The organism is Aurantimicrobium sp. INA4, from assembly GCF_027924525.1.
Classification (GTDB): Bacteria; Actinomycetota; Actinomycetes; order Actinomycetales; family Microbacteriaceae; genus Aurantimicrobium.
In genome coordinates, this window is sequence record NZ_AP027040.1 from 278383 (window position 1) to 300998 (window position 22616).

Here is a 22616-nt window from a genome sequence, read left to right on the forward strand (position 1 = left end):
TGAGGAAAAACATGAAGCTATTTGGTTGGTTCAAGAAATCAGAACCTGTCGTGGACATCACCTTGACCGAGTCCATCATTGTTCAGAAGTCTAAAAAGAATCCTGACAAGTTGACCAAGAAGGAAATCGAAGCGCTCAAGAAGATTGTTGAGCGGGTCGAAAACACCAACGCTTTAACAAAGAAGTGACCAGGAAAACCTGGTCACTTCTTTGTTAAGTGCGTTACTTAGAGATCGTGATCACGTTCTTAGGAGCCAAGCCGTTGTATTCAGGTTGTCCTGAGGTGAGCACAGGAACCAGAACGGTCTTCATGTCACCGTCTACTTCGAAAGCAACCTCGAGCAGGCCACCGGGCATGGTGTTGATGCCACCGAGGATAATGCGATCTTCAGTCTTGGTGCCGAAGGAGGTGGGGTACTTTGCGTTGCTAGGAATCTCTACGTGACCGTCAATGACGGTGTTATCAGAGATGAAGCCAATGTGAAGCTTGACGTCCTTACCAGAACTGTTGACGGCGTTAAGCAGGAAGTTACCAGTCTCACCGTTGTCGCTGATGATCATGAGGTTACGCAGGTCAAGACCACCCACGTTGACGTTCACACCATCGCTAGGGGTGTATTGAATACGGGTTGCCTGGTGCTGGACGAGGTTACATCCTGCGGTACCCAACGCGACGGAAACTGCGAGTGCAGCAGCGACAAGAACACGAACCTTCACGGCGTAAGCCTCCCGAGCTTTGAGGCGGCCCTTGTGCACAGGTTTACCCGCCATTTCTTCCCTTTGACTCTAGCGTATGGCGCGATTGAGAACCGAAGTTACAGCACCGCTCAGTGGGAAGCGGAGGGCAGAATTTAGTGTCAGATACCCGTGGTAAACTAGGGGTTCAATACAAGGAGTCCCACACCTATGCAGTTCATTGTTGGCGAAACAGTTGTTTATCCTCACCACGGCGCAGCAAAGATTACCGAAGTAAAAAAGCGCGTTATCAAGGGTGACGAGAAACTGTATCTCAAGCTCCACGTTGTTCAGGGCGATCTCACCATTGAGGTACCTGCAGAAAACGTTGACCTTGTCGGTGTCCGTGACGTTATTGGCAAAGAAGGACTTGAGCAGGTCTTCGAAGTTCTGCGTGCTCCTTTCACCGAAGAGCCCACCAACTGGTCTCGCCGCTACAAGGCGAACCTCGAGAAGCTTGCTTCTGGTGACGTGATCAAGGTTTCTGAGGTTGTTCGCGACCTGTGGCGTCGTGACCAGGACCGCGGTCTCTCCGCTGGTGAAAAGCGCATGCTCGCTAAGGCTCGTCAGATTCTTATTTCTGAGCTCGCTCTGGCTAAGAAGACCGACGAAGAGCAGGCTTCTGAATTCCTTGATGGAGTTCTCGCGTCCTAATCACGCGAGAGGGCAGGCAAATTCAGCATGTCTGGTGACCTGCACGTCTCCACAGCAGTCATTGTTGTTGCTGCCGGCAGTGGCACCCGTTTAGGTGCTGCGCTACCGAAAGCTTTTGTCGATCTCGCTGGTCAGACGCTGTTGGAGCGCAGTCTGCGCTCCATCATCTTGCTTCCCTACCCCGTCCAGGTTGTTGTTGTGGCACCTGCCGACTTCGTCGAGGACGCTCACGCCATTGTGAACAAAGTTGCTCCAGGTTTGGAAGCGTTGGTTTCAGTGGTGACCGGTGGAGCAACCCGTCACGATTCTGTTGCTGCCGGCTTGGCGGTTGTTGATGCTGGTGTTCAGGTCGTGTTGGTTCACGACGCCGCTCGAGCACTCACTCCAACGAGTGTTTTTGCTGATGTTGATATGGCAGTTCAAGCAACCGGTGCCGGAATAGTTCCGGCGCTTCCTGTAGTTGATTCCCTGAAGCAAGTGGATGTCACCGGAGGCGTGCTCGGGATTGCCGACCGGGAACAACTTCGCGCAGCACAAACACCTCAGGGTTTCCCACGTGCTGAACTCGATGCAGCGTATGCAGCCGCAGGTTCGTCTGACTACACCGACGATGCAGCAGTCTTTGCGGCGAACGGAGGAGCAGTGACCACTATTCCCGGCGATGAAGTTGCCTTCAAAATCACCACAGCTTGGGATCTCAACAGAGCTCATCAAGTGCTCGGTGGAATTCCCGATCGTCACCGCGTGGGCACTGGGATTGACGTGCACGCCTTTGGCGAGAACGAGAACTTGTGGCTTGCTGGTCTGCACTGGCCTGGTGAGAAGGAACTTTCCGGGCACAGCGATGGTGATGCTGTCGCACACGCCATCTGTGACGCACTGCTTTCTGCGGCCGGATTGGGAGATATCGGTTCCCGCTTTGGCACCGACGACCCCGCCTATGCCAATGCCTCGGGAGAGGTGTTTATTCGGGGAACCGTCGCCCTGCTCGAAGAAAACGGCTTTGACCCCATCAATGTTTCCGTTCAGATCGTAGGAAACAAGCCACGGTTTAGTCCGCGACGTGAGGAAGCACAAAACGTGCTGAGCAGCTGGGTTGGTGCACCTGTCACCGTCTCTGCCACAACAACAGATGGTCTGGGCTTCACCGGTCGCGGCGAAGGTATTGCCGCCATCGCAACAGCCCTCGTTCGCCAGCGCTAAGGCGCTGCGCCGATAGGCTTGAAGAGTGAGCATGCGTTTATTTGACTCGAAGGAGCAAAGCCTTCGGGACTTTACTCCCCGTGTTGCGGGCGAGGTCGGGATGTACGTGTGTGGACCCACCGTGCAGTCCAGTCCCCACGTAGGACACCTGCGCAGCGCGCTGGTGTATGACCAACTGCGCCGGTGGCTCACCCACGAGGGATACAACGTCACCCTGGTGCGCAATGTCACCGACATTGACGACAAAGTCTTAGAAAACGCTCGTGCCGCCGGGGTGGAGCAATGGTGGGCTTTGGCTTACCGCATGGAGGCAGAGTTCACTGCCGCTTATGACCTGCTAGGTATTCAACGCCCTACTTATGAGCCCCGCGCTACCGCAAGCATCCCCGAGATGATTGCCATCATTGAGCGCTTGATTGAACGTGGCCACGCCTACCCAGCACCAGATGGTTCCGGAGACGTGTACTTCGATACCGCTAGTTGGCCAGCCTATGGTGAGCTCACCAACCAAAAGCCTGCCGAGATGGAAGCTGCCGCAGATGCAGATCCTCGTGGCAAGAAGGCACCACAAGACTTTGCGCTGTGGAAAGGGCACAAAGAAGGCGACCCCGAGTCTGCCTCTTGGTCTTCCCCCTGGGGTCCCGGGCGACCTGGCTGGCACATCGAATGCTCTGCTATGTCGACCAAATATCTCGGTAGCAGCTTCGATATTCACGGTGGTGGACTCGACCTGCGCTTCCCGCACCACGAAAACGAGCTCGCGCAGTCCAGTGCTGCCGGTGATGGTTTTGCCCAGTACTGGCTTCACAACGGCCTGGTCTCCGTCGGCGGTCAAAAGATGAGTAAGTCTCTAGGGAACTCCGTCTTTGCCAAAGACCTTCTCGATCAGGCCAAGCCTGTTGTTTTGCGCTACCTCTTAGGTTCAGCCCAATATCGCTCCACCCTCGAACTTCACGATGGCGCTATCGAGGAAGCAAAAGCTTCCTTCGACCGCATCGAAGGATTCCTCTCACGCACGCAGCGTGAGGCAGGACAGATCGGCTCCGCCGATGTTCCTGCCAGCTTCCGCGATGCGATGAACGATGACCTCAACATTCCTGCTGCGCTCGCGGTGGTGTTTGAGCTGGTTCGTTCCGGCAACACAGCCTTGGATGCGGGGGATGGTGCCACTGCCTCTTCTCATGCAGCACAGGTTGTGGCGATGCTTGATGTGTTGGGTGTGAACCCATTGGATGAACAGTGGGCAGGAAACTCAAGCCAGGGTGATGCAGCTCTAGAGCTGTTGATGACCGAACTACTCGAAGCTCGGGCAGAGGCCAGAGCGAATAAAGATTTTGCAACCGCAGATCTTCTGCGTGAGCGTTTAGCTGCAGCAGGAATCACTATCGAAGACACCCCTAGTGGTGCACATTGGAGTTTCAATGGCAGGTAAGCCTCGGGCTGGAGCAGTCCGCAAATCAGGTAAAGGTCCCTCGAAGGGTACCGGTGGCTTAGGTCGTCGTGCCCTCGAGGGCAAGGGCCCCACCCCAAAAGCTGAAGACCGCGAGTGGCACCCCGCTGGAAAGGCAAAGATCCGTCGCGAAAAGCTTGCCGCGATGGGCAAGCTCAACCGCAACACCATGGATGGTCAGCGCAAGGCTGCGCCCAAGCGCAGCAAAGCTGCTGACGATACTGAGGTCGTCACCGGTCGTAACTCGGTACTCGAAGCTCTGCGTGCCAAGATTCCGGCAACAGCTATGTATATCGCCACGCGTATCGAGATGGATGACCGCGTCAAGGAAATGCTTGCCATTGCCACCCAGCGCGGCATCCCCATCATGGAAGTGATGAAGCCTGAGCTTGATCGTATGGGTGGGTATGACTCCGTCCACCAGGGCGTCGCCATCAAAGTGCCGCCCTATGACTACGCCCACCCCCACGATCTTCTAGAAGCAGCGTTTGACGCAAACAAGACGCCGTTGTTTGTGGCACTCGATGGCATCACCGATCCACGCAACCTTGGAGCAATCATTCGCTCAACCGCTGCATTCGGTGGAAACGGCATCATCTTGCCTCAGCGTCGCTCGGTGGGTGTTACAGCTGCTGCCTGGAAAACCTCCGCAGGCGCGGCAGCGCGTCTGCCTGTTTCCATGGCAGCGAACCTCACCGCAACAATCAAGTCCTTCAAAGACCAGGGCGTTTTCGTGATCGGCTTGGACGGCGGTGGAGACACCATGCTTCCTGGACTCGAGCTTGCAGATCGCCCCCTGTTGATCGTGGTGGGCAATGAAGGTAAGGGGCTGTCAAAGCTTGTCACCGACAACTGTGACGCCATCGTCTCGATTCCCATTTCTGCCAGCACTGAATCACTCAACGCAGGTATTGCTGCCAGCGTTGCACTTTATGAAGTTGCACGTTTGCGTTCAGCAGCCGTTTAGTAATTTCACAGAGTTCCCCTCTAAGGTAGTTCCAGCACGTGTGACTGACTGTTCACGTGTCCCCTCACATTTTGGAGAGTAACGAGAATGAGCACCGGAGCCCACGGCAACCGACCCACTCGAAACCAGCAGCGTGAAGCTGCTCGGGCAAAAGCTAAAGAACTTCGCGAACAGCAGGTCAAGAATGACAAGCGCCGCCGCTTGTTCCTGCAGGGCGGTATTGGTCTGGGCATCATCGCCATCGCCACCATCTTCATTGTGACGTTGGCAACCTCGGGACCGAAGGAAGGTCCACGACCTGCCAACATGGCCAGCGACGGTATCGTGCTGAGTGGTTCCGGCATGGGTGCAATTCTCTCTGACGCGGGTGCTCCCGGCTCAGACCCTATTGCGACCACTCCAACTCCTGGTTCCTCAACCGTGAACATCGTTGTTTACCAGGACTACCTCTGCCCAGCATGTAAGGCATTTGATCAAGCCAACGCTGACCAGCTCCAAACTTTGGTTGAAGCAGGTGCAGCAACTCTCGAACTTCACCCCATTGGTATGTTGGCAAGCCGTTCGGCTGGAACCCAGTATTCAATGCGCGCAACCGCCGCTGCGGCCTGTGTTGCTGAGTACTCACCCAACACTTTCTGGGCAGTCAACCAGGCTTTCTATCTCAACCAGCCCCAAGAGGGAACTCCTGGTTGGAATGACGACGAGATTAAGGCTCTGATTGCACAGCAAAAGCCACAGAACCAAACCAAGATTGATAAGTGCATTGCCGACCAGACATTTATCCCCTGGGCTAAGCAGGCAACTGACTACGCACTGAACGGCCCCATGGCTGATGCAGCAAAGCAGTCAGGTGCTAACGGTGTGGGCACACCCACCATCTTGGTCAATGGCAAGGTCTACACCGGATCCATCGTGGACCCCAAGGAATTCCTTGCTTTCATTACCCAAGTTGCCGGTGACTCTGCATCGACGACACCCGCTACTCCTGCCGCAGGTTAGGATTAATGGGTCGTGAGGTGAGTTTCACCTCACACAAGCCGACTTGGCGCAATTGGTAGCGCACCGCTCTTGTAAAGCGGGGGTTGTGGGTTCGAGTCCCATAGTCGGCCCGTGTTAGACGAGCGTGATCGTGCCATTCTCGATTTTGAACGCGAATGGTGGGAACGCCCCGGCGCCAAAGAGGATGCCATCAGACAAACTTTCGGTTTGTCTCCGGCTCGCTACTACCAAGTACTGGGCACGATAATGGCCTCCGCGGATGCGCTGGCCTATGACCCCGAGTTGGTCAATAGGCTCCAACGCGTCAGGCAAGAACGTCACCGTTCACGCCAAAGGCGCGTTAACCCTGAATCTTCAGGTAAGAACTGAAAGAATACTGAGATGGCTGAAAAGAACGAGCACGACATTTTTGATGATCTGGTGATCACATCAGATCGTCGCGGTGTTCACCGTGCTCCGAAACGCCCCGGTGCCGGCTGGATTAAGTTTGCCTGGGCGGCGCTAGCTACCGGTGTTCTTGTCGTCGGTGGTGTTGGAACGTTGATCGTTTCCAGCGACAGCATCAGCATGAAAGATTTTGAGAGCATCTTTGCTGTGCCAACCACGGCACCGTCAGCAACTCCCAAGCCCACGGCAGCACCCACAGTAGATCCTGCATCTGTGGTGAACGTGCTCAACGCAACCGGTGCAACCGGTGTCGCTACTGCTGTTGGTGATCAGCTGGCTGCTGAAGGCTGGACCATTGGTGCGAAATCTAACGCCAGTGAAACCACTGAAGAGACATTCATTTACTACGGAAACCCTTCACTCGAAGGTGCTGCACGAGGTGTTGCGCAGTCGCTGGGATACGGCACTATCAAGCTCACAGATAGGTACATTGAGAGCTCCGCCGCCATCACTTTGGTCATTGGTGCTGACTACGCTGGCTAAATCGTTGCCATAATGCGACATTAATTGTGAGGTTAGGCTAACCAAACTTCCCAATTCACCAGTAGTGTGAGAGCAACGGCACAAGCGATTTGTGTGTGTCGGTTGGGATACTGCAATTGGAGTTACACATGGCCACTGGAACCGTTAAGTGGTTCAACGCTGAAAAGGGCTACGGTTTCATCACCGTAGATGGCGACGAGCAGGACGTTTTCGTCCACTACTCCGCTATCACCATGGACGGCTACAAGGTCCTCGAAGAGGGTCAAAAGGTAGAGTTCGAGGTTGGTACCGGAAACAAGGGTCCTCAGGCTGAGTCGGTTCGACTGGCTTAAGTCTCGTAATATTCGGGCACGCCCGAGCTAACGCCGTCCACAAATGTGGGCGGCGTTAGTCTGTGGTCGTGACTAAAACTTCGCGTACTCTCACTCGTGCTGTCGGTATAGCTGCCCTGAGCGCTCTAGCGTTCGGTATGGTTGCCTGTTCAGGTGGATCGCCATCCCCAACCACACCCAGCTATAAATCCACCTATAAAGCACCAGCTCCCGTTGCTTATGCTCCGTTGACCGGGCTTGTCCTCCCTGAGGGCACCACGGTCGGGCCTGCACTTTCCGTGAAGATTTGTAACGTCTACAACTGTGAGCCACAGGATGGTCTAAACCAGACCGATGTGGTCTTTGAAGAAATCGTCGAAGGTGGCATTACCCGCTACGTCGCGATTTGGAACTCAAACGTTCCTGCGGTTGTTGGCCCTGTTCGTTCCTTGCGCCCCATGGATGCTGACATTGCTGCACCATTCGGCGGAATTATTGCCTACTCCGGTTATGGAGCTCAGGAAACTCGTGACCTGGCCGTGGCCACCGGTTTGGTCAACGTCACCGAGAATGATCCTGCGATGTTCCGCAACGACTACAACGTAGCTCCCTACAACCTGATGCTGCGTGCTCAGGAAGTTATTGCCGCGAACCCAGGTCTTGCCCCACCCGCACAACAGTGGGCGTACTCTTCCTCGTTGGCAACCTCCACCGCAGTACTGGATGGAAGTCCAGCGTCGTCTGTGCAGTTGGTCTTTAGTAACCAGTCCGAGAACATGTGGACCTACGATGCTGCGTCGGGCAAATACCTGCGCACCCAGTGGGGCGGTCCCGACCTTGACCTCACCGGAGCTCAGCTGAGCACCAGCAACGTCGTTGTCATGAAGGTGAACGTGGACGAATTCGTTGGCGTTCCCCGCACCCGCATGGTTGATAGTGGCGAGATGTGGGTTCTCTCTGGCGGCAAGGCTGTCCACGGAACCTGGAGTAAAGCTGCAACTGCTGCGCCGATTGTGTTCAAGGGAGATAACGGTGTGACCGTGCGTCTGGCACCTGGAAACACCTGGATCGAAATGGTTCCCAACGATTCCTACGTTCCCGGTGGAAGCGTGACCATCAACCCTTAGAGTCGAACTCAGAGTTCTGTTCAGATAACCCCCAGCACATGCTGGGGGTTATCTGTTTCGCACTGAGCGTACACACTTGCACTCTGGTGCAGAGAGTGCCAATATTGAATTAGCACTCGAAAGAACTGAGTGCTAATCCTTTGCAGTATTCGTTACGTCCGGGAGGGACGAAAAACAACCATGGCAAAACTAATTGCTTTTGATGAAGAGGCACGTCGCGGTCTAGAGCGCGGTCTGAACATCCTCGCTGACACCGTCAAGGTCACCCTTGGCCCACGTGGACGCAATGTCGTCCTCGAGAAGAAGTGGGGCGCCCCCACGATTACTAACGATGGTGTGTCCATCGCTAAGGAAATCGAACTGGACGACCCCTTCGAAAAGATCGGCGCTGAGCTGGTCAAGGAAGTTGCCAAGAAGACCGATGACGTTGCTGGTGACGGAACCACCACCGCAACCGTTCTCGCTCAGGCACTCGTTCGCGAAGGTCTTCGCAACGTTGCTGCTGGCGCAGACCCCATCTCGCTCAAGCGCGGTATCGAGAAGGCTGTTGCAGCTGTATCTGAGGAACTGATCAACAACGCTAAAGAGGTTGAGACCAAGGAAGAGATCGCTGCAACTGCTTCTATCTCTGCAGCTGACCCCGAGATCGGTGCACTGATCGCTGAAGCTATCGACAAGGTTGGTAAGGAAGGTGTGGTCACCGTTGAGGAGTCCAACGCTTTCGGAACCGAGCTCGAGCTCACCGAAGGTATGCGCTTCGACAAGGGTTACCTCTCCGCATACTTCGTCACTGACCCAGAGCGTCAGGAAGCAGTCTTCGAAGACCCCTACATCCTGATTGTCAACAGCAAGGTTTCTAACATCAAGGACCTGCTGCCCATCGTGGACAAAGTTATTCAGACTGGTAAGCAGCTGCTCATCATCGCTGAAGACGTTGACGGTGAAGCGCTGGCAACTCTGGTTGTCAACAAGATCCGTGGCATCTTCAAGTCTGTAGCTGTCAAGGCTCCAGGCTTCGGTGACCGCCGCAAGGCCATGCTTCAGGACATCGCTATCCTCACCGGTGGTCAGGTTATTGCTGAAGAGGTCGGTCTCAAGCTCGAGAACGTTGAACTCGACATGCTGGGTAAGGCTCGCAAGGTTGTTATCACCAAGGACGAGACCACCATCGTTGAGGGTGCTGGCGACGCAGACCAGATTGCTGGCCGCGTAGCTCAGATCCGTGCCGAGATTGACAACACTGACTCCGACTACGACCGCGAGAAGCTCCAGGAGCGCCTGGCTAAGCTCGCCGGTGGTGTTGCAGTGATCAAGGCAGGTGCTGCTACTGAGGTTGAACTCAAGGAGCGCAAGCACCGCATTGAGGACGCTGTCCGCAACGCGAAGGCTGCTGTTGAAGAGGGCATCGTCCCCGGTGGTGGTGTTGCACTGATCCAGGCTGGCAAGACTGCTTTCGAGAAGCTCTCGCTGACTGGTGACGAAGCAACCGGTGCGAACATTGTTCGCGTCGCTATCGAAGCACCTCTTCGCCAGATTGCTCTCAACGCAGGACACGAGCCCGGCGTTGTCGTCGACAAGGTTCGTTCACTCAACATCGGCTGGGGCCTCAACGCCGCAACCGACGAGTACGTTGACCTGCTCTCTGCTGGCATCATCGACCCTGCGAAGGTAACCCGCTCTGCTCTGCAGAACGCCGCATCTATCGCAGCACTGTTCCTCACCACTGAGGCAGTAGTCGCTGAGAAGCCAGAGAAGGCTGCTCCACCTATGGGTGACCCCTCCGGTGGAATGGACTTCTAAGTCACACACCAACTAAAGAACGCCTCCCCGCCGATTGGGGAGGCGTTCTTTGTATGTATCCCGCTAGCCGCGAAACATTCGCGCAGTAGCGAGCTCAATGTCCATATAGTGCTGCGCGGCGAGGGAAAGTGCGTGATTGATGGAGCTGAGGTTCTCATCGACCCGTGCAGCCGTTGATCGCCATTCTGAGACCACCGCTTGAAAAGCTGTGGCAGCCGAACCACTCCAGGAGCTTTGCAGGTTGGTGAGCTGTGCGTGCAAAGCTGTGACCTCGGACTGAATGCGGGCTATGGATTGTTGGGCTTGGGCGCTCGCGGTACTGACAGCATCGCTGTCGACGTGAAACATAGGCATGACTACTCCTCCAGGATGTTCGTGATGGAAAGAGCGCATCCGATCCCTAAGCATGAGGGGGAGTGCTGCGGACCGGATGCGCTCTGGTGATGACGATAGAGCGCGAGAAGATCCAGCCGTGGAGCCTGTCTTGCTTCTGTGGAGGAGTTAGAGCTCGGTAGGGGTGTGGACGAGAGGAAGACTGACAGAGAAGGTTGCCCCGCCACCCTTGGTTGCGGTGACCTTGATGTCTCCGCCATGAGCCTTCACAATCGAGGCCACGATGGCTAGACCCAGACCGCTACCGCCTGTCTCGCGCGCACGAGAGTTGTCGGCACGATAGAAGCGTTCAAAGATTTTCTCGCGCAGTTGCTTGGGGATTCCTTCACCGTGATCAACGATGGAGATGGTGGCGTTTTTTGCCCCTTCGTTGTGAGAGACAACAAGTTCCAGCGGTGAGCCCACTGGGGTAAATCGCAAGGCATTACCCATCAGGTTGGTGACAACCTGGCGAATCTTGTTTTCTTCGGCTTGAATTTCGACCGAGTCACCGCTGACGGTGATGGTGCGCTCAGGATCAAAAGCTCCGGCATCCAATGCTGCATCCTGGGCAACCGTGAGGAGGTCGAAGGTGCTGATTTCGAGGGGACGGCTCTCATCCATGCGTGCTAGTTCCAGGAGGTCCTCAACGAGGGCACCCATGCGAATGGCTTCCTTCTCGATGCGGTCCATGGCTTGAGCTACATCCTCAGGTGTTTGGAGAGCACCCATGCGATAAAGCTCGGCATAGCCGCGGACAGAAACCAGGGGAGTGCGTAGCTCATGGCTTGCGTCACCGACGAAGCGCTGCATTTGATCAATCGTGCGTGCACGATCAGCAAAGGCGCGGTCAATGCGAGCAAGCATGATGTTGAGAGAGCGGTTCAGTCGCCCCACCTCGGTGTTGGTGGGAGCACTGGCAGGCAAACGAAGACTCAGGTTGCCGTCAGCAATCGCCACAGCTGTTTCTTCCACTTGGCGCAGCGGGGCAAAGGTTGTGGTGACCAAGAAGCGTGTCAGCAATGCTCCCACAATCACGATGGCAATGCCGAGGCCCAAGAAGATGGAGAGATAGGTAGTCATCAGCCGGTCCACGCTTGCGGTGGACAGCGCAACGACTACGGTGCCGAGTGTTCCAGTGGAATCATCGAAGGTGACGGGCACGGCAATCGCATGAAAAAGGGTGCGATTGTTTTCAGACTTGATGGGGAAGATGGCACCGTCAAGAGTTCCCGCCTGAGCAACAGTGATGCCGTTGGGGAGGTCGGGACGGCTGGCAGCGGGCTTATCTGACCAGTTTTGTTCAAGCAGTATTCCGCTGGCGCTATAGACCGCGTAGTAGTAGTCCGTGGGAGCTGTCTGCTGGGTTGTGCCAGTTTTGCTCAACTGCAGCACGCTGGAAAGATCCTGCTCCACAGCCTTGAGCTGGGTATCGAGCTGTCCGATCAAGGCGGGCTTGAGCATGGCCATGGTTCCGATGCCCGAAACCAGCAATCCAATCGTCAGCAACAACACAGTGACGCCGGTCACCTTGGTGCGCAAGGAGATGGCGTTCCATGTGTCTGTGAGATTGAAAGGCATCACTAGCAATCTAAGCAGGTGAGGTGTGTAAATGCTGAAAGGGCGAGATCCCTGGGAGGGAGTCTCGCCCTTTCTTATGGCGTTGGAGGCGCTGTGTTAGGAAGCTTTGGCAACCTTGAGCATGTAACCGAAGCCACGCTTGGTGGCAATCAGTGGCTCGGTGGAGACGGCATCAAGCTTGCGACGCAGGTAGGAGACATAAGACTCCACAATTCCTGCATCACCGTTGAAGTCGTATTCCCACACGTGGTCAAGGATTTGTGCTTTGCTCAGCACGCGGTTGGGGTTGAGCATGAGGTAACGCAGCAGCTTGAACTCGGTGGGGCTCAGTTCCACCACGCTGTCGTTGACAACGACTTCGTGAGTGTCCTGATCCATGGTGATCTCACCTGCACGAATGAGTGCTTCTTCATCTGCTTGCATGGTGCGACGCAGAATCGCTTTGATACGGGCCACAATCTCGTCGAGGCTAAACGGCTTCGTGACGTAGTCGTCACCTCCGACGGTCAGACCTGTGATCTTGTCTTGGGTGTCATCCTTGGCGGTGAGGAAAAGAATCGGTGCGGTGTATCCGGAGGAGCGCAAACGCTTGGTCACAGAAAAACCGTTCATGTCTGGGAGCATGACGTCGAGGACGATGAGGTCAGGTTCTTCTGCAAGCACTGCAGAAATCGCTGCGGCACCGTTTCCGACTGCCTGAACGTTGAACCCGGAGAAGCGAAGGCTGGTGGTCAGCAGGTCGCGAATGTTGGGTTCGTCATCAACTATGAGGATTTTTGGATTTTCCATGCCTCTAGTATCTGACTGTTTCCTGAACGTAACCTGAGATTTTTTAGGAAGGCATCTGTGCGCAACCTGTGGACAGGCGTATTCCCAGTGGTTAAGCGGGAGATTGCCAGAAATTAGATGGTGTGACCGTCAATAATTTCGTAGGAATACCCTTGCTCAGCCAAGAAACGTTGACGGTTCAGCGCGTAATCCTGATCGACTGTGTCTCTGGCAACCAAGGTGTAGAAGGTCGCGGTGAAACCACTCTTCTTGGGGCGCAACAGGCGACCCAAGCGTTGAGCTTCCTCTTGGCGTGAGCCAAAAGCACCTGAAACCTGAATAGCCACACTGGCCTCAGGAAGGTCCACCGAGAAGTTCGCCACCTTGCTGACCACCAAGACAGGCTCAGTACCATCACGGAACGCATTGAATAGGCGTTCACGCTCATCAACCGGAGTTGAACCAGTAATCTCGGGAACCCCCAAGGCATCCCCAAGCTCAGCGAGCTGGTCCAGATATTGACCAATCACGAGCACACGCTCACCGGGGTGGGCAGCAATGAGTTTCTTTGCAATCTCAATCTTGCGCGGAGATGTTGCGGCCAGGCGGTAACGCTCAGCATCACTAGCTGCGGCATAGATCAAGCGCTCCTCGGGATCGAGGTCAATGCGAATCTCTTTACACTCGGCTGGAGAAATGAAACCTTCTTGCTCAATTTCTTTCCAGGGCGCATCAAAACGTTTGGGACCAATCAGGCTAAACACGTCTGATTCACGGCCGTCCTCGCGCACCAGCGTCGCCGTCAAGCCCAGACGGCGTCGAGCTTGCAGCTCCGCCGTCAGCTTGAACACCGGCGCTGGCAGAAGGTGAACCTCGTCATAGATCACTAGACCCCAGTCGAGCGCATCCAGCAGAGCCAGGTGCGCAAATTCTCCACCGCGCTTAGCGGTGAGGATTTGATAGGTCGCGATGGTGACCGGTTTGATCTCTTTGGTTGCACCGGAGTACTCGCCAATTTCATCAGGCGTTAGTGAGGTGCGCTTGAGAAGTTCATCCCGCCACTGGCGAGCTGAAACAGTATTGGTGACCAGAATCAACGTGTCTGTCTTTGTGGCAGCCATCGCGCCGGCACCAACCAAGGTCTTTCCCGCACCACAGGGCAGCACGACAACACCGGAACCGCCCTCAAGGAAGTTGGACACGGCCTTCTCTTGGTAGTGACGCAGTGCCCACCCATTTGTGGCGAGATCGATGTCATGGTGAGCACCGGGCTTGTATCCGGCATTATCTTCAGCCGGCCACCCCAGCTTGAGAAGTTCCTGCTTGAGTTGTCCTCGAGCCCAGGCAGCTACTTCGTAGCTGCCATCCTCGCGGCGACCCACCAGCAAGTCGGAGACCTTCTTCGATCGCGATACTTCACCCAGCACAGCATTGTCTGTGCCACGAAGAATGAGCACACCCTCAGCATCGCGTTCTATCGTGAGGCGACCATAACGATTGACGGTCTCCTCGATATCAATCGAGACAGTGGCCGGGATTGCATACTTCGAATACTTCTCGAGAGTTCCCAAAATTTCTTCTGCGGTGTGCCCAGCAGCACGCGCATTCCACAGCCCCAAACGGGTAATGCGATAGGTGTGGATGTGCTCGGGAGCACGTTCAAGCTCGGCAAAGACAGCTAGGTCATGGCGGGCATCTGCGGCCTGCGGGTGAGCGACTTCCAGTAAAACGGAACGGTCGCTTTGAACAATGAGCGGTCCTTCGGGCATCTCTCTACGTTACTCCCGTTGGAGCAAGCAAGTTGACCGCCCTAGGCCATGCGAACAGAGGTGATGTGGCTTGCAGGAAGTGTTCTCTCCACCTCGGTGGTTCGATCCAGACAGCGCAGGCGTCCATTGGAGAAGCCTTTGGGCTCGATGGTGAACTCACGTTCGCCATCGGGCATGCTGACGCTCACAATCAGAATGCTCTTGTTGCGCACAGCAAGATCAAGCTGACGCGCAATCCAGGTGGCATCATCGGTGGTGCCAGCTTCGCGGCTTCCACGCAGACGCTCAATCAAAACAGTGGTGGCAGAGGGTGCGTCGGGCAGAATCTCAGGTGGTGTGCGCACAGGTCGTGAAGAAACAATGTTTCCGGCCTTGTCGACCAGTTGTGCCGAATACTTTGCTTCCAGCAAAGCATTGAGCACCACCTCAGTAGAGTGCGTACACACCAAGGTGTTCTCATAAGCTCGGCGCAAGGACAGAGCAGTCAGTGCGCGATCGGCTGCGATGGTGCGCAGCACCAACGGGTCGATTGCGGTGACGACCGCGCCAGATACACCTTGGCTAACGGTGATGGATCCAAAACGCTCACCGAGGTCGGTGATGAAGTAGCTCACAGCTTGGGGAATGTCTGTCGCGGCGAGGGCGCTGAGACGCTTGACTATCTCTGCAGCGCTGATGCCCTGAGAAAGCAGAGCATTCACTCCGTGAGAAGTGATGCGGTAGGTGCTGGCAATGCCGCGCGACTCCACAACACAGAGTTGCCTCATGAACTGCTCATCTTCAGGAGTCAGGGGACTAGGAGCAATCACCGTGAAGTCATGCTGCACGAAGACATGTGTGGCATAGGGAGGAATGAGCGCCGAGACAGCTTGCTCGGCATCAATGAGGTCACCGGTGACCACAGCACGGCCAATCTCGGTGACGATGCCCTGCACCTCAAGACCCAGCAGCTGAGCATGTTCCACTGCCGCCTGCATCTCGCTTTCGAGCCACTGGTGACCCAACGGATAGGTTGCTGTAACCCAGTCTGCGAGGGGGCGTCCCCAGTCACCGTTGGCGTGAAGTGCTTCACGCAGTTGAGGCGATAAAGATCGAGACCAACCTGATGCCATACTGACCCATTTGCCAGCCAAAGGTGTTTGTTGCCATGTTTCCACTGCCTGACCGGGTATCCACCAGTTTGAGACGACGGCAACGAGTCCTGCCTTGTTGCTCAGCGCGAGAAGAGACAGAGGGTTGCTCACCTGCGGAGGAAGCAGCGAAGACAGGCGTTGTTGATCCTGTGCGCTGAGGCCACCACGGGCAAGTTGCTTGACGGGGTGAGATTCCAAGCTGGCAATCACATCTTCCAGCGAGGACGTAATAGCCAGAGCCTGCTCAATAGCTGCTGCAGCTTTGACGGGCTCGAGTTGTTGTGTGGGGGAGGGAGGAACAGGGGTTGTGGGGAACTCTGGAAGGTTGTTCACAGCCTGAGCAACCTCGGGATACACCATCGTTTCTTCATCACCAAGAAGTTCTGACTTCAACACTGCAGACAGCTCTGCTGAAGCAGGGCGAGGACTGTGAGAGATCTCACGAAGTTCCTGCAACAACGTCACCGGGATGCGTTGCAAAGCGCGCTGCAGCGACTCGTCGCCCAGCAGCGCGTCAGCAACGTCGAAGTAGTCCTTGAGCCCAGAAACAGAACTGAGTCGCCAGCTCAGTAATTGCTGAAGCTGCTGATCATCCAACGCACGCAGGCTTTTGGAGAGAGTGAGAGAAGAAGACACTGAGTGCGCGGCTTAGCGTGAACTCTTAGAGGCGTCGCGACGGCGACGAATGATGTTCACAATAATCAAGGTCATCAACAGTAAGAACGCAATGGGCAGACCAATGCCAGGCAAAACGAGGATGAATTCGCCGACTGGGCTGGTCAAATCAAGTTGGGTGATTCCTGCAGTGATGATGGCGAGGAATGCCAATACGGAGACGGCGACGATGGACACAACCATGGTGCCGAGGATGCGTTCTAAACGAGTTGCTTCGTAGGTGTCTTCTGTAGCCATACTTCTAAGGATAGGTGCCACTTGTTACTCCTGAGTAAACTGGAGCTTGCACCAAACGCAGGAGGAAACCATGCCAACCGGCAAAGTGAAGTTTTACGACGAGGAAAAAGGCTTCGGCTTTATCTCAACAGACGACGGTCAGGAAGTATTCCTGCACGTCTCCGCCCTGCCCGAAGGTGTGAAGGTTCGTCCCGGAACCCGCCTCGAGTTTGGTATTGCAGAGGGCAAGCGCGGTGCACAAGCACTGTCCGTTCGTGTACTCGATGCACCCGCAGGTCGCGAGAAGCTGGACCGTAAACCAGCTGACGACATGGCGATCATTGTGGAAGATTTGGTCAAGCTGCTGGACGGTATTGGCAACAACCTCAAGCGTGGAAACTACCCAGACAAGGCCCACAGCGCCAAGATTGCTGCGCTGCTGCGCCGCGTAGCAGATGACTTTGATGTCTAAAGCTTTCCCTCAACTCACCGCGCTGCACCAAACCCTGGCTCTTGCCGCGCTGCATGAAATTACCACCCCAGAAAGCATTGGCGAACTTGAGGTGGAAACCATCGACCACGATGGCATTGCCACGCTGCAATACGCCTGCAAGCTTGATGGCTATCCCAACTGGCGTTGGAATGTGAGCCTGGCCACACTCGAAGGTGAAGACCCCACGGTGATGGAAGCAGAGCTTTTGCCTGCCGAGGGTGCACTTGTTGCCCCCGAGTGGATTCCATGGTCTGTGCGCCTTGCTGAATTCTTGGAAGCACAGAAGCAGGCTGCTGCTGCAGGTATTGAACTGGATGAGGAGCTCCCTGAAGGGCTGCTCGATCTGGCCGAGGGTGCGCTTGATGGCACTGTCCTCGATGACGAACTGGAAGATCTCAACGACAGTGATCACGGTGAGGATGACGAGGATGACGATCTTGACGAGGACGATGACGACCTCGATGAGGACGACCTCGACGAAGATGACGAAGACGATGAGGATGATGACGAGGAAGACCTCGTCTCAGCTCCCACCCACGGTGGAGATATCGACGGAGTCGATATTGATGACCTCGATGACAGCGCGAACGCTGAGCACGAGGACTAGCTCACTCTAGAGACGCTCGACGACGTATTCGATGGAGCTAATCAACGCCGCGACATCGCTAGGTTCAATTGCTGTGAACGTTGCCACACGCAATTGGTTGCGGCCAAGCTTGCGATAAGGCTCGGTGTCAACAATTCCGTTAGCGCGAAGAATCTTGGCGACAGCAGCAGCGTCAACGTCATTGGTGAAGTCAATCGTGACAACAACTTGAGAACGGTGCTCAGGGTTCGAAACAAATGGGGTCGCGTAGTCAACGCGGTCAGCCCAGTTGTAGAGCAGGTTTGAAGATTCTTTGGTGCGCGCATCTGCCCAGTCCAAACCACCGGAAGCATTCATCCAGTCGATTTGCTCTTCGAGCAACACCAAGGTTGCCACCGCAGGAGTATTGAGGGTCTGCTCGAGGCGGGAGTTATCGATAGCGTTCTTCAGGCTCAAGAACTCAGGGATGTAACGGTCACTAGCAGCAATGCGCTCAACCCGTTCAATGGCGGCGGGGGAGAACAGGGCAAACCAGAGGCCGCCATCAGAAGCAAAGTTTTTCTGCGGAGCAAAGTAGTAGACATCTGTTTCGGCTGCATCAATCTTGATGCCGCCGGCTGCGCTGGTGGCGTCCACCACGGTGAGGGCGTCCGCATCGCCGTGAACGCGAGTCACCGGAGACACCACACCGGTTGAGGTTTCATTGTGTGCCCAGGCGTAGACATCTATTCCTGCTGAGGCCTGTGGTTCAGCACGTGAGCCAGCTGGTGCTTCAATCACCTGTGGGGCGGTTAGCCACGGAGCTTTAGCTGCTGCCGCGAACTTGCCACCAAACTCTCCACAAACCATGTTTTGGCTCTGCTTTTCGATGAGAGAAAACGCAGCAGCATCCCAGAACGCGGTGGAACCACCGTTACCGAGCAAAACTTCATAGCCGTCGGGCAGATTGAACAGCTCAGACAGTCCCGAGCGAACGCGACCAACCATGTTCTTGATGGGTGCTTGGCGGTGGCTGGTACCCAGAAGCTCTGCACCACGGCCAGCAAGAGCTGCCACCTGCTCAGGGCGAACCTTGGATGGTCCGCAGCCGAAACGGCCGTCAACGGGAAGAAGTTCGCTGGGGATGGTGATCTCTGCCATTACATAATTCTAGGGTTTGGCCGAAGGCGATTTTTCCGGCGGAGCGTGCTCGGTAAAGTAGTGACTATGACGGATCTGATCGACACCACCGAGATGTATCTGCGCACCATCCTCGAACTCGAGGAAGAGAACATTGTTCCCATGCGTGCGCGCATCTCTGAGCGCGTGGGCCATTCTGGCCCCACTGTGTCTCAGACCGTGGCACGCATGGAGCGTGACGGTTTAGTGCTCGTCTCTGATGATCGTCATCTTGAGCTCACCGATGAGGGGCGCTCAAAGGCTGTGCATGTGATGCGCAAGCACCGCCTTGCGGAACGTTTGCTCAGCGACATTATTGGCCTGGAGTGGGAATACGTTCACGACGAAGCCTGCCGCTGGGAACACGTGATGAGCGACAAGGTGGAGCGCCGCATTCTGGAGATGCTGGGCAACCCAACCCAATCTCCCTACGGCAACCCCATCCCAGGTTTGGATGAGTTAGGTCTCACTCCTGCTGAAGGCTTCCTCGATGGCGTAGCTAATCTCTTGGATCTGCTGCAAGCCTCGGGAGAAGAAAGCACCGGTGTCGTTCGACGCTTGGGTGAACCTGCACAAATCAACCCTGAGTTGCTTCACGAGTTTGCTGAGGCAGGGTTGATTCCTGGCTCCACAATCTTCTTCACTCGTGACGGTGATCGGGTCCGTGTCCGGGCTGAGGGTTACACGGGTTCACTCGATTTACCCCTAGATGTTGCGGTTCACGTTTTCGTCGAACACAGCCTGTAGTAATTCACTGCGTTACCAATCTGTGACTTTGACGTGTCGCTGATGTGACTTTGAGGTCGTCCTCGCGTAGTCTGGGGAAGCTTTCACACCACAGTTAAGGTGCGGAAGATTCATAACGAGACGTCCCAACCCCCGTCTCTCGGTATGAACAATGACGCGAATTTCGCATCGTGACGGGGTAAGAGACCTAGCTTGTTGGGGCGCCGGAGGTTCCAACTTTGGCCGAATTAGGTAACGACAAAATCATGTCGCGTCGAGCACGCAAGCTCGCAAATAAAAAAAGCTTTAAGAAAAGCGCTCGCAGCGCATTTACGTCCGTCAAGGAATCTGCCAGCTCTGCCATGGCAGTTGCATCTCAAGCTGTAACAAACAAAGACCCTCGTGAGTCTCGCGAGCGCCGTTCTTTCTCGAGTTCTGGATTATTCCGTGCGGGCGTCATGACTGTTGCTGCTGGAATAGTCGCAACAATTGCTATTCCTGCCTATGCGTTCAACCCTGAAACTCGTGATCAGGAACTGCTCCAAAACTCTGCCTCGACGGTGTACCAGCGCAGCAGTGGGCAAGATGCTGAAGTTTCGGCAGAAGCTGCGTCAATTACTGCTGGCCGTGATGGCTACGCCATCACAGCAGCATCACGTGCGGCAACGAATGTTTCTGGTGGCTCCTCCTATGCCTCAGTGATGGCTAATCCGCCAAACCCAAACTTCAGCCTGGCTGGCATCTTTGCTGAAGGTTTGAAGTACATCGGAACTCCATACGTTTATGCCGGAAGCTCTCCAGCTGGATTCGACTGTTCTGGTTTCACGATGTACGTCTATGGAACCTTCGGTGTTTCTCTTCCCCACAACTCGCAGTCTCAGGCAGCAATGGGAACCCCCATTTCTGAAGCGGACGCCCAGCCTGGCGACATTGTCTGGATGCCTGGCCACGTTGGTCTGTGGGGTGGCCCCGGAATGATTCTCGATGCACCCGTTCCTGGTGGAACTGTGCAACTGCGCAAGATCTGGACCTCTGATTACCGAATCATCCGCATAGGTATCTAACTCCAGAACGTTTCGTGAACGCTGAATAACATTTCGGCGTGGCACTGGCCTGTGTTCTGGAAGAGGAATACTCTAACTCTCAAGCATCGTGAGAAATCGCGGAGGGTTACATGAAACTACACGACCGAATAGGCGGGCTCATACGAGCGCGTCTTCGCTAGGGCATTGTCTGTATTGACGGTGCCCTTTTGTGTTTCTTGACCAACCACGGTTGATGCGACCATTCGGCAAGTAGCCTGCACGCCATGCAGGCCCCAACTCGAAAAGGCCCCACATGCGAACACTGGTACTCAACGCGGGATATGAACCTCTTGCTATCGTGTCTTTCCGTCGAGCGCTCATGCTGGTCATGAGTCAGAAAGCGACCGTCCTGCGTGCCGACAGCGAGCATCCCGTCGAAGCCATCACGGCACGCTTCGATCGTCCTTCCGTCATTGTTCTTTCTCGCTATGTTCGTGTTCCCTATTCCCGCAGGGTTCCTCTGACCAGGCGCGGAGTACTGCGGCGTGACGGACATCACTGCGCCTACTGCGGCAAGAGCGCTAACACCATCGACCACGTGATTCCCAAATCACGCGGTGGGGCAGAGTCGTGGGAAAACCTCGTGGCGTGCTGTTTCAAATGCAACAACATCAAGTCTGATCGCACCCCCCAAGAGATGGGGTGGCGTTTGCGCATTACCCCTCGGATGCCGGCTGGACCAAGCTGGTTTGCCATGGGGCTTGAACACCGCGATACCGCATGGGATGACTACCTCGCCTCAGCTGCCTAGCTGGCTGCGGGTCGTAGAATGAGATACACGCCTCTGTAGCTCAATGGAAGAGCACCTCCGTCCTAAGGAGTTGGTTGGGAGTTCGAGTCTCTTCAGGGGCACTCAATAAGGTCAGTTTTTCTCGCCGGAGAAAGCTGACCTTTTGTGTTGCGTGTGGAAAACAATATATTCAGAATACGTTCTGAAGTATGATGAGTATATGTCAGTCACTCTTGATCGCAAGGTTTTTCAATCTTCTGAGCTTTCCCGTCAACCCCTGCCCGTTTTCGAAGCAGCCACAGTAGAACCTGTTGAAATAACGCGCCGGGATGATGACACATTAGTGTTGATGAGTAAGCGCGAAAACGATGCACGTGATCGGTTGCTCGAGTTAGCTGCCCAGATAATCGCCATTACTGTTGAGGACGACCCACGCCCGCTAGGGGAGAGGTGTGCTGATGTCTTCAATTGGATGTGGGCGTTAGATGCCGTGGATCGTGAGCAGTGTGCGCTGGATCTCATTCGTGCTTCTCGAGCATCTTTTGCTACGAAAAAGGCATACCTTGCCATGACTGAATTGGCTTCCTGGCAAGCAACAGCTGCTGCTTTGGCAGATGGCCTCACCAACCAGCCGATTCAATGGCTTGAAATTAATGAGTCAGTCGAGAAGCCCTAGAGATGGCCATGGGAGAGAGGGTAGATCGGCCTCTCAAAAAATCTGAATTTCAGATTGTGTACGGATCCTCTGGTGCGAAAAAAGGCTGGAGAGATCTGCTCGCTACACAACGATCCCAGTTGGTAGATGCATGGAATTTACTCACAACTGACCCCATGGCTAACACTGCTCAGATTCACCCGCTCAAAGGCAGTTTGGGGATCGTTACTCGTGGCGGGGTTGAACATGTTCAGCGCCAGTGTGAACTATCCCAAGGTGCGCGCATCTGGTTTTACGTCGAAGGATCACAGGTGGTGATTGTGAAAGTTCACACTCACCATCCGAATCAAACAAAGTAGTCGGTCTCTCCGGAGAATATCCAGAGACTGTCTCTTGTTCTTGCTGCCAAAGAGCTTGGCGAAGAATCCAGGTTCTGCTTCGTGACCTTGGCAGCGTTGGTTCTTGGGGATGCCACGCATCACTTGATCGACAT

Annotated in this window: 26 protein-coding genes and 2 tRNA genes; 20 read left to right on the forward strand and 8 right to left on the reverse strand. The window is 55.2% G+C overall.

Going from position 1 to position 22616, the window contains the following annotated elements; genetic code table 11:
* Positions 1–11 precede the first annotated feature (11 nt).
* Positions 12–188, forward strand: coding sequence for a hypothetical protein (locus AINA4_RS01450; RefSeq protein WP_281787204.1), 177 nt, complete (start codon positions 12–14; stop codon positions 186–188).
* A 34-nt stretch (positions 189–222) separates the two neighbouring features.
* Here the strand turns inward: AINA4_RS01450 and AINA4_RS01455 are convergent, their stop codons facing one another.
* Positions 223–771 carry a hypothetical protein gene (locus AINA4_RS01455; protein ID WP_281787205.1) on the reverse strand — a complete coding sequence of 183 codons (549 nt, stop codon included), beginning with the start codon at positions 769–771 and terminating at the stop codon, positions 223–225.
* Positions 772–906: 135 nt separating this feature from the next.
* On the opposite strand from AINA4_RS01455, the gene AINA4_RS01460 reads away from it, so the two are divergent.
* From AINA4_RS01460 to groL, 11 genes are all read left to right on the forward strand, one after another.
* Positions 907–1389 carry a CarD family transcriptional regulator gene (locus AINA4_RS01460; protein WP_096382189.1) on the forward strand — a complete coding sequence of 161 codons (483 nt, stop codon included), beginning with the start codon at positions 907–909 and terminating at the stop codon, positions 1387–1389.
* A 27-nt stretch (positions 1390–1416) separates the two neighbouring features.
* The gene (gene ispD / locus AINA4_RS01465; protein ID WP_281787206.1) at positions 1417–2592 is read left to right on the forward strand and encodes a 2-C-methyl-D-erythritol 4-phosphate cytidylyltransferase; all 1176 of its coding nucleotides are present in this window, start codon (positions 1417–1419) and stop codon (positions 2590–2592) included.
* Between the two features lie 25 nt (positions 2593–2617).
* A complete protein-coding gene (gene cysS / locus AINA4_RS01470; RefSeq protein WP_281787207.1) occupies positions 2618–4024 on the forward strand; it encodes a cysteine--tRNA ligase in 1407 nt (468 codons plus the stop codon).
* Complete coding sequence (rlmB, locus tag AINA4_RS01475) at positions 4014–5009, forward strand: 23S rRNA (guanosine(2251)-2'-O)-methyltransferase RlmB (protein WP_281787208.1); 996 nt, start codon at positions 4014–4016, stop codon at positions 5007–5009. Before cysS ends, rlmB begins: the two co-directional genes overlap by 11 nt.
* Before the next feature lie 87 nt (positions 5010–5096).
* The gene (locus tag AINA4_RS01480) at positions 5097–6008 is read left to right on the forward strand and encodes a thioredoxin domain-containing protein (protein WP_281787209.1); all 912 of its coding nucleotides are present in this window, start codon (positions 5097–5099) and stop codon (positions 6006–6008) included.
* A gap of 37 nt (positions 6009–6045) precedes the next feature.
* Positions 6046–6118: transfer RNA gene (locus tag AINA4_RS01485), tRNA-Thr, on the forward strand.
* A gap of 1 nt (position 6119) precedes the next feature.
* Entirely contained in the window at positions 6120–6377 is a 258-nt protein-coding gene (locus AINA4_RS01490; RefSeq protein WP_281787210.1) for a DUF3263 domain-containing protein, read from the forward strand.
* 12 nt (positions 6378–6389) lie between these two features.
* The gene (locus tag AINA4_RS01495) at positions 6390–6938 is read left to right on the forward strand and encodes a LytR C-terminal domain-containing protein (protein ID WP_281787211.1); all 549 of its coding nucleotides are present in this window, start codon (positions 6390–6392) and stop codon (positions 6936–6938) included.
* Positions 6939–7066: 128 nt separating this feature from the next.
* The gene (locus AINA4_RS01500; RefSeq protein ID WP_096382174.1) at positions 7067–7270 is read left to right on the forward strand and encodes a cold-shock protein; all 204 of its coding nucleotides are present in this window, start codon (positions 7067–7069) and stop codon (positions 7268–7270) included.
* Between the two features lie 68 nt (positions 7271–7338).
* Positions 7339–8376 (forward strand): DUF3048 domain-containing protein, encoded by a 1038-nt coding sequence (locus tag AINA4_RS01505; RefSeq protein ID WP_281787212.1) that lies wholly within the window; start codon positions 7339–7341, stop codon positions 8374–8376.
* Between the two features lie 180 nt (positions 8377–8556).
* Positions 8557–10176, forward strand: a complete 1620-nt coding sequence (gene groL, locus AINA4_RS01510; RefSeq protein WP_096382168.1) for a chaperonin GroEL — start codon at positions 8557–8559, stop codon at positions 10174–10176.
* Positions 10177–10239: 63 nt separating this feature from the next.
* On the opposite strand, the gene AINA4_RS01515 is transcribed toward groL, so the two are convergent.
* From AINA4_RS01515 to AINA4_RS01540, 6 genes are all read right to left on the reverse strand, one after another.
* Entirely contained in the window at positions 10240–10530 is a 291-nt protein-coding gene (locus AINA4_RS01515; RefSeq protein ID WP_280799254.1) for a WXG100 family type VII secretion target, read from the reverse strand.
* Between the two features lie 147 nt (positions 10531–10677).
* Positions 10678–12129 (reverse strand): HAMP domain-containing sensor histidine kinase, encoded by a 1452-nt coding sequence (locus AINA4_RS01520; RefSeq protein ID WP_281787213.1) that lies wholly within the window; start codon positions 12127–12129, stop codon positions 10678–10680.
* 96 nt (positions 12130–12225) lie between these two features.
* Positions 12226–12918, reverse strand: coding sequence for a response regulator transcription factor (locus AINA4_RS01525; RefSeq protein WP_096382161.1), 693 nt, complete (start codon positions 12916–12918; stop codon positions 12226–12228).
* Positions 12919–13031: 113 nt separating this feature from the next.
* Entirely contained in the window at positions 13032–14666 is a 1635-nt protein-coding gene (locus tag AINA4_RS01530; RefSeq protein ID WP_281787214.1) for a DNA repair helicase XPB, read from the reverse strand.
* Positions 14667–14707: 41 nt separating this feature from the next.
* Complete coding sequence (locus AINA4_RS01535; protein ID WP_281787215.1) at positions 14708–16435, reverse strand: helicase-associated domain-containing protein; 1728 nt, start codon at positions 16433–16435, stop codon at positions 14708–14710.
* Between the two features lie 12 nt (positions 16436–16447).
* The gene (locus tag AINA4_RS01540) at positions 16448–16711 is read right to left on the reverse strand and encodes a hypothetical protein (RefSeq protein ID WP_096382153.1); all 264 of its coding nucleotides are present in this window, start codon (positions 16709–16711) and stop codon (positions 16448–16450) included.
* Positions 16712–16781: 70 nt separating this feature from the next.
* Between AINA4_RS01540 and AINA4_RS01545 the strand changes: the two genes are divergently transcribed.
* Complete coding sequence (locus AINA4_RS01545) at positions 16782–17162, forward strand: cold shock domain-containing protein (protein WP_281787216.1); 381 nt, start codon at positions 16782–16784, stop codon at positions 17160–17162.
* Positions 17155–17790, forward strand: coding sequence for a DUF3027 domain-containing protein (locus AINA4_RS01550; protein WP_281787217.1), 636 nt, complete (start codon positions 17155–17157; stop codon positions 17788–17790). Before AINA4_RS01545 ends, AINA4_RS01550 begins: the two co-directional genes overlap by 8 nt.
* A 6-nt stretch (positions 17791–17796) precedes the next feature.
* Here AINA4_RS01550 and serC read toward each other — a convergent pair whose 3' ends face one another.
* Positions 17797–18909, reverse strand: a complete 1113-nt coding sequence (serC, locus tag AINA4_RS01555; RefSeq protein WP_281787218.1) for a phosphoserine transaminase — start codon at positions 18907–18909, stop codon at positions 17797–17799.
* A 66-nt stretch (positions 18910–18975) separates the two neighbouring features.
* Here serC and AINA4_RS01560 point away from each other — a divergent pair, with 66 nt between their 5' ends.
* From AINA4_RS01560 to AINA4_RS01585, 6 genes are all read left to right on the forward strand, one after another.
* Entirely contained in the window at positions 18976–19674 is a 699-nt protein-coding gene (locus AINA4_RS01560) for a metal-dependent transcriptional regulator (RefSeq protein ID WP_281787219.1), read from the forward strand.
* A 245-nt stretch (positions 19675–19919) separates the two neighbouring features.
* Positions 19920–20717, forward strand: coding sequence for a C40 family peptidase (locus AINA4_RS01565; RefSeq protein ID WP_281787220.1), 798 nt, complete (start codon positions 19920–19922; stop codon positions 20715–20717).
* 274 nt (positions 20718–20991) lie between these two features.
* Entirely contained in the window at positions 20992–21489 is a 498-nt protein-coding gene (locus tag AINA4_RS01570; RefSeq protein WP_281787221.1) for an HNH endonuclease, read from the forward strand.
* 29 nt (positions 21490–21518) lie between these two features.
* Positions 21519–21590: transfer RNA gene (locus tag AINA4_RS01575), tRNA-Arg, on the forward strand.
* 98 nt (positions 21591–21688) lie between these two features.
* Positions 21689–22144 carry a prevent-host-death protein gene (locus AINA4_RS01580; protein WP_281787222.1) on the forward strand — a complete coding sequence of 152 codons (456 nt, stop codon included), beginning with the start codon at positions 21689–21691 and terminating at the stop codon, positions 22142–22144.
* An 8-nt stretch (positions 22145–22152) separates the two neighbouring features.
* Positions 22153–22482, forward strand: a complete 330-nt coding sequence (locus AINA4_RS01585; protein ID WP_281787223.1) for a hypothetical protein — start codon at positions 22153–22155, stop codon at positions 22480–22482.
* The last annotated feature ends 134 nt before the right edge of the window (positions 22483–22616 follow it).

Bases quoted from the DNA above. Each gene is read 5' to 3' on its own strand.
- AINA4_RS01450 (WP_281787204.1), top strand. From the start codon at position 12: ATGAAGCTATTTGGTTGGTTCAAGAAATCAGAACCTGTCGTGGACATC.
- AINA4_RS01455 (WP_281787205.1), bottom strand. From the start codon at position 771: ATGGCGGGTAAACCTGTGCACAAGGGCCGCCTCAAAGCTCGGGAGGCT.
- AINA4_RS01460 (WP_096382189.1), top strand. From the start codon at position 907: ATGCAGTTCATTGTTGGCGAAACAGTTGTTTATCCTCACCACGGCGCA.
- ispD (WP_281787206.1), top strand. From the start codon at position 1,417: ATGTCTGGTGACCTGCACGTCTCCACAGCAGTCATTGTTGTTGCTGCC.
- rlmB (WP_281787208.1), top strand. From the start codon at position 4,014: ATGGCAGGTAAGCCTCGGGCTGGAGCAGTCCGCAAATCAGGTAAAGGT.
- AINA4_RS01480 (WP_281787209.1), top strand. From the start codon at position 5,097: ATGAGCACCGGAGCCCACGGCAACCGACCCACTCGAAACCAGCAGCGT.
- AINA4_RS01495 (WP_281787211.1), top strand. From the start codon at position 6,390: ATGGCTGAAAAGAACGAGCACGACATTTTTGATGATCTGGTGATCACA.
- AINA4_RS01500 (WP_096382174.1), top strand. From the start codon at position 7,067: ATGGCCACTGGAACCGTTAAGTGGTTCAACGCTGAAAAGGGCTACGGT.
- groL (WP_096382168.1), top strand. From the start codon at position 8,557: ATGGCAAAACTAATTGCTTTTGATGAAGAGGCACGTCGCGGTCTAGAG.
- AINA4_RS01515 (WP_280799254.1), bottom strand. From the start codon at position 10,530: ATGCCTATGTTTCACGTCGACAGCGATGCTGTCAGTACCGCGAGCGCC.
- AINA4_RS01520 (WP_281787213.1), bottom strand. From the start codon at position 12,129: ATGCCTTTCAATCTCACAGACACATGGAACGCCATCTCCTTGCGCACC.
- AINA4_RS01525 (WP_096382161.1), bottom strand. From the start codon at position 12,918: ATGGAAAATCCAAAAATCCTCATAGTTGATGACGAACCCAACATTCGC.
- AINA4_RS01530 (WP_281787214.1), bottom strand. From the start codon at position 14,666: ATGCCCGAAGGACCGCTCATTGTTCAAAGCGACCGTTCCGTTTTACTG.
- AINA4_RS01540 (WP_096382153.1), bottom strand. From the start codon at position 16,711: ATGGCTACAGAAGACACCTACGAAGCAACTCGTTTAGAACGCATCCTC.
- AINA4_RS01545 (WP_281787216.1), top strand. From the start codon at position 16,782: ATGCCAACCGGCAAAGTGAAGTTTTACGACGAGGAAAAAGGCTTCGGC.
- AINA4_RS01550 (WP_281787217.1), top strand. From the start codon at position 17,155: ATGTCTAAAGCTTTCCCTCAACTCACCGCGCTGCACCAAACCCTGGCT.
- serC (WP_281787218.1), bottom strand. From the start codon at position 18,909: ATGGCAGAGATCACCATCCCCAGCGAACTTCTTCCCGTTGACGGCCGT.
- AINA4_RS01560 (WP_281787219.1), top strand. From the start codon at position 18,976: ATGACGGATCTGATCGACACCACCGAGATGTATCTGCGCACCATCCTC.
- AINA4_RS01565 (WP_281787220.1), top strand. From the start codon at position 19,920: ATGTCGCGTCGAGCACGCAAGCTCGCAAATAAAAAAAGCTTTAAGAAA.
- AINA4_RS01570 (WP_281787221.1), top strand. From the start codon at position 20,992: ATGCGAACACTGGTACTCAACGCGGGATATGAACCTCTTGCTATCGTG.
- AINA4_RS01580 (WP_281787222.1), top strand. From the start codon at position 21,689: ATGTCAGTCACTCTTGATCGCAAGGTTTTTCAATCTTCTGAGCTTTCC.
- AINA4_RS01585 (WP_281787223.1), top strand. From the start codon at position 22,153: ATGGGAGAGAGGGTAGATCGGCCTCTCAAAAAATCTGAATTTCAGATT.